This window comes from Cryobacterium sp. 10I5 (assembly GCF_035019865.1).
GTDB classification, from domain to species: domain Bacteria; phylum Actinomycetota; class Actinomycetes; order Actinomycetales; family Microbacteriaceae; genus Cryobacterium; species Cryobacterium breve_A.
Genome location: NZ_JASJVI010000147.1, coordinates 1 through 4,923, shown reverse-complemented (window position 1 = coordinate 4,923; position 4,923 = coordinate 1). Strand labels below are relative to the sequence as shown.

Below are 4,923 nucleotides of genomic sequence, written 5' to 3'. Positions count from 1 at the left end.
CGCTGACGCACCCCACCCTCCGAGCGCGATGCCGCCCGCGAGTCGGCCGGGCGGCGCGTCGATTCGCGGCGGGGAATGCCGACCCGGACGCGGGGACCGGCGCCCTGGCCCCGACCCGCGGAACGCCGGCGATCGGCTACCGCACCCAGCTCTGGTTCGTCGTGCCGTTCTGCCTGGTCGCGGCTGCGGCGTTCCTCGTAACGTTCTTCGGCGCCTCAGGCCCGAACAGCGAGGCCGTGATCGCCTACGTCGGCGGGGTCGCGGCGATCTGCGCGGCCGGGTCGCTCGTCGCGTTCGTCGCCACCCACCTCTTCGACCGCCTGCCCTGACCCACGGCCCGACGGCATCCGGCGCGAAAGCCCCAGCGAGGCCGATCGGATGCTGCCGCGCCCGCGCTCAGGCGCCGATCAGGACGAGCACGTGGTAGACGACGTAGACCGGCCAGACGATCGCCTGGAGCAGCCCGAGAATCACGCCCCAGAACGTGCCGCTCGAGATCGAGACGAAGTAGATCGCCGCACCGATGTAAGCCAGGAAGAGGACGAAGCCCCAGGGCCCGTCCCGCACGATCACCCGTCCACGTCCGTCCATGACTATCAGCTCCTCCGAATCCACACGCCCCGGCGACTACCCGATGGGCCTCAGGCTAGCCCGAGTACCGTCGGCCCGACACGGGCTGCCGCGCCGGTTTCGGCAGGCCGCGCCCGCCGTTTTGGGTGCGGCCTGCGGAAGTGGGCGCGGGCGCGGGTCGCGAGCGGCGGCATCCGCCGACCGAGAACGGTCGCGCGACCGGGACCGCCTGCGCGACGGGCGCCGCCTGCGCGACGGGGCCTGCGTCCCCGACTAGAGCTTGTGGATGTTCGTGCGGGCCAGCTGCACGGCCTCGCCGACGCCGCCGTTCAGCACGACGCGGGAGAGCGCGAGCGCGAAGCCGCGCACCTGCGCGCCGGTGATCGTCGGCGGCATGCTCAGCGCGAGGGGGTCCGTGACGAGGTCGACGAGCGCGGGCCCGTCGTGCTCGAAAGCGCGCTGCAGGGCGCCGCGGATCTCGGCGGGATCCTCGACCCGCTGGCCGTAGATGCCCAAGGCGTTCGCGACGGCGGCGTAGTCGACGGCCGGAACGTCGACGCCGAAGTCGGGGTATCCGTCGACGAGCATCTCGAGCTTGACCATGCCGAGGGTCGAGTTGTTGAACACGACGATCTTCACCGGCAGGTTCTGCGCGGCGACGGTGACGAGTTCGCCGAGGAGCATCGAGAGCCCGCCGTCGCCGGAGAGCGTGACGACCTGGCGCCCCGGGTTGCTCGCCTGGGCGCCGATCGCCTGGGGAAGCGCGTTGGCCATCGATCCGTGGAGGAGTGAGGCGAGCATCCGCCTGCGCCCGTTCGGGCTGATGTAGCGCGCGGCCCAGACGTTGCACATGCCGGTGTCTGCGATGAAGACGGCGTTGTCGGCGGCGACCTCGTCGAGGATCGAGGCCGCGTACTCGGGGTGGATCGGCGTGCGCTTCTCGACGTTGCGCGGGTTGCCGTCGACCTTGGTCATGAGCTGCTCGTGGTGCTTGAGGGTCTTCTCGAGGAACCGCCGGTCGGCGGTGCGGGTGATCAACGGCGTGACCGCGGCGATCGTTGCGGCGACATCGCCGTGCACGGGCACGGTGACGTTCGTGCGCCGGCCGATGTGTTCCGCACGGATGTCCACCTGCGCGATGACGACATCCGTTCCGTCGGGCAGGAATTGCGAATACGGGAAGTCGGTGCCGAGCAGGATGAGCAGGTCGGCATCGTGCATGCCGTCGTGCGCGGCGCCGTAGCCGATCAGGCCGGTCATACCCACGTCGAAGGGATTGTCGTACTGGATCCATTCCTTGCCGCGGAGGGAATGCCCCATCGGAGCAGCGAGCAGGTCGGCGAAGGCGACGACCTCGTCGTGGGCTCCGGCGACGCCGATCCCGGCGAAGATCGCGATCTGGCGGGCGTTGTTGATGGCGTCGGCGAGGCGCTGCACGTCGGCCGTCGACGGCACGAGCGTGCCGGGCTTGGTTAGGGTGAGCGTCGGTGCCGTGCCGACCGCGGGCAGCTCGGCGATGTCACCGGGAAGGGTGACGACGGCGACGCCGCCGAGGCCGATCGCGTGGCGCATCGCCATGCTCACGACCCGGGGGGCCTGGCCGGCCGAACTGACGAGTTCGCAGTAGTTGGAGCATTCGACGAACAGGCGGTCCGGGTGGGTCTCCTGGAAGAAGGAGCTGCCGATCTGGGCGCTCGGGATGTGGCTCGCGATCGCGAGCACGGGGGCTCCCGAACGGTGGGCGTCGTAGAGGCCGTTGATGAGGTGCAGGTTGCCGGGACCGCAGCTGCCGGCACAGACGGCGAGTTCACCGGTGAGTTGCGCTTCGGCGCTGGCCGCGAAGGCCGCGGCCTCCTCATTGCGCACGTGCACCCAGTCGATGCCGCCCTTGACCGATCCGCCGCTGCGCCGCACCGCGTCGACGATCGGGTTGAGGCTGTCGCCGACGATGCCGTAAATGCGGCGCACCCCGGCCTCGATGAGCTGGGCGATGATCTGGTCTGCGACGGTCGTGGCCACGGGACTCCCTCGGATTGGCGGGCGGGTGGCCCGCGGTTGGCGACGTGCATCCCCGTTGGCCCACGCCACATTCCAGCCTAGGCATCACTCCGCGAGACAGAACAGTGCCCAGCGGATTCACTGCCGGCACCCAGTTTCGGCGTCGGGGCATCCGCCGGCTGTTGCCGGAGCCCGCGAAAATGGGGGGTGTGCCTCGCAGGGCCGCGTGTAACACTGGGGCTATGTCCGTCACTCTTCGAGCGTTGCAGACCGTTGTTCCATCCACAGTGCTGATCCAGGAGGAGGTGCGCGACGTGTTCGCGGCCCAGCCGGGACTGAGCAGGCTGGGGAAGAGGCTCGTGACGGCATCCTTCAACCTGTCCGGGATCGAGCGCCGCCACACCGTCATCGAGGAGTTGACCCTCGACTCGGAGAAGCCAGACCCGCAGTTCTTCGACGCGGCGACCCAGACACTCCTGGTCCCGAGTACACGCGTGCGCAACGAGCTCTACATCACGGAGGCGACCAAGCTCTTCGTCGAGGCGGGGCGGCGCGCGCTGGCTGCGTGCCCGGGCGTCGAGGCCGCCGATGTGACGCACGTAGTGACCGTCTCCTGCACGGGCTTCTACGCGCCCGGCCCCGATTATATGCTCGTGCGGGAATTGGGCCTGAAGCCGACCACGCAGAGGTATCACCTGGGGTTCATGGGTTGTTACGCGTCGATGCCCGCGCTGCGGACCGCCAAGCAGTTCGTCGAGGCCGACCCGAACGCCGTGGTGCTCGTCGTGAGTGCCGAGCTGTGTTCGCTGCACCTGCGCACGTCGGACGACCCCGACACGATCGTTGCCTCCTCCCTGTTCTCGGATGGTGCGGCCGCCGGAATCGTGAGTTCACGCGCACCGGCTCCGGGCGAGAACGCCTTGAGCCTCGACCTCTTCGAGACCGTGATCACGCCGGTCGGCGAGGGCGACATGGCATGGAAGATCGGCGACGAGGGCTTCGAGATGGTGCTCAGCACCTATGTTCCGCACATCATCGACGAGCACATCGAGGGTGCGCTCGCACCGCTTTTCGCGAAGGACCCCGGTCTGGCGGCAGCCATCGCCGCCCTCGGTGAGACGATGCCGATCGAGGAATTTGCTTCTGAGGTCGCCGAGCTGGCCGAGGTCGCCGAGGTCGCCGAAATTGCTTCATCCGGGTCGGTTGCCACGCTCACCGCTCCCGCCATCGTGGTCACCGCGGCCGAGGCCGCACGGGCGCCACTCAGCACGGCGATCGCGCACTGGGCGATCCACCCGGGCGGCCGGAGCATCCTCGACAAGACCGAGGCCAAGCTCGGGCTCAGCGAGGCGCAGCTCGTGCCGTCGCGGGAGACCCTGCGGGATTACGGAAACATGAGCAGCGCGACGATCCTCTTCGTGCTGAAGGCGATCCTGGACGCCCCGACGACCGCGGACGGCGAGCGCCTCTGCGCCATGGCCTTCGGACCGGGGCTCACGGTCGAGTCCGGCCTGATGACTGTGGTGCGCGGCTGACGCGGCCCGCGCGAGTGCCGTTGTTGCCTGTGTTGCCGTTCCTCCGCCGGCGGGCGAGCGACGCGGTCGAGCTCATGGACGATCCCGATTGCGACCCCGAGGTCCTCAGCCGCACGTACGACTATTTCCGCTACGTGAATGCGGCCGTCTCCGGCTGGCGCGGGGTGTACCGCCGGGAGATCCGGCCGCTCCTCTCGACGAGCAGGGAGAGCACGCTGCTCGACATCGGGTCGGGTGGCGGCGACGTCGCCCGGGCGCTTGCGCGCTGGGCGGCGCGCGATGGCCTCCTCCTCACGGTGACCGCGATCGACCCGGATGCCCGCGCCCACTCCTTCGCGACCGCCCAGCCGCCGCAGCCCCGGCTTCAGTTCCGACGGGCGCTCAGCTCCGACCTCGCCGAGGAGGGAGCGCGCTTCGATGTCGTGGTGTCCAACCATGTGCTGCATCACCTGACCGGGGACCAGCTCGGCGGCCTGCTCGCCGACTGTCAACGGCTCGCGGAGCCCGGCGGCCGGGTCCTGCTCGGGGACATCGAACGCAGCACCTTCGCCTATCTCGGCTTCGGCCTCGGCACCTGGCCGCTCTTCCGCGACTCGTACATCCGCACGGACGGCCTCACCTCGATCCGCCGCAGCTTCACCGCGCCGGAACTGCGCGCGGTCGTTCCGCCGGGCTGGGACGTCGTGCGCGAGCATCCGTCTCGCCTGCTGCTGCGCTGGAACGGCCCGAGCGCGCCTGCTGCGCCGTTGCGCGCCAATCGTGCCGGAGCTGTGACGGGTGCCGCGCCACTTCCGCCGCGTAGCGCCCGGGGGGCCGGGGG

General features: G+C 70.0%; 4 protein-coding genes and 1 pseudogene. 3 read left to right on the top strand and 2 right to left on the bottom strand.

Annotation, left to right across the window (positions count from 1 at the left end; translation table 11 throughout):
• Positions 1 to 329 (top strand): annotated as a pseudogene (locus QN350_RS18990) (hypothetical protein); the annotation flags it as partial.
• A gap of 67 nt (positions 330 to 396) precedes the next feature.
• Here QN350_RS18990 and QN350_RS18985 read toward each other — a convergent pair.
• The gene (locus QN350_RS18985) at positions 397 to 591 is read right to left on the bottom strand and encodes a hypothetical protein (RefSeq protein ID WP_281535649.1); all 195 of its coding nucleotides are present in this window, start codon (positions 589 to 591) and stop codon (positions 397 to 399) included.
• Between the two features lie 252 nt (positions 592 to 843).
• The gene (locus QN350_RS18980; RefSeq protein ID WP_322137776.1) at positions 844 to 2,589 is read right to left on the bottom strand and encodes a pyruvate dehydrogenase; all 1,746 of its coding nucleotides are present in this window, start codon (positions 2,587 to 2,589) and stop codon (positions 844 to 846) included.
• A 179-nt stretch (positions 2,590 to 2,768) separates the two neighbouring features.
• On the opposite strand from QN350_RS18980, the gene QN350_RS18975 reads away from it, so the two are divergent.
• Positions 2,769 to 4,103, top strand: a complete 1,335-nt coding sequence (locus tag QN350_RS18975; protein WP_322137775.1) for a type III polyketide synthase — start codon at positions 2,769 to 2,771, stop codon at positions 4,101 to 4,103.
• A gap of 74 nt (positions 4,104 to 4,177) precedes the next feature.
• Positions 4,178 to 4,923: methyltransferase domain-containing protein (locus tag QN350_RS18970; protein WP_323517111.1), on the top strand; the 746-nt coding region annotated here is incomplete at its 3' end.

Excerpts from the sequence above, each read along its gene's own strand:
- QN350_RS18985 (WP_281535649.1), bottom strand. The coding sequence starts at position 591 with ATGGACGGACGTGGACGGGTGATCGTGCGGGACGGGCCCTGGGGCTTC.
- QN350_RS18975 (WP_322137775.1), top strand. The coding sequence starts at position 2,769 with ATGGGGGGTGTGCCTCGCAGGGCCGCGTGTAACACTGGGGCTATGTCC.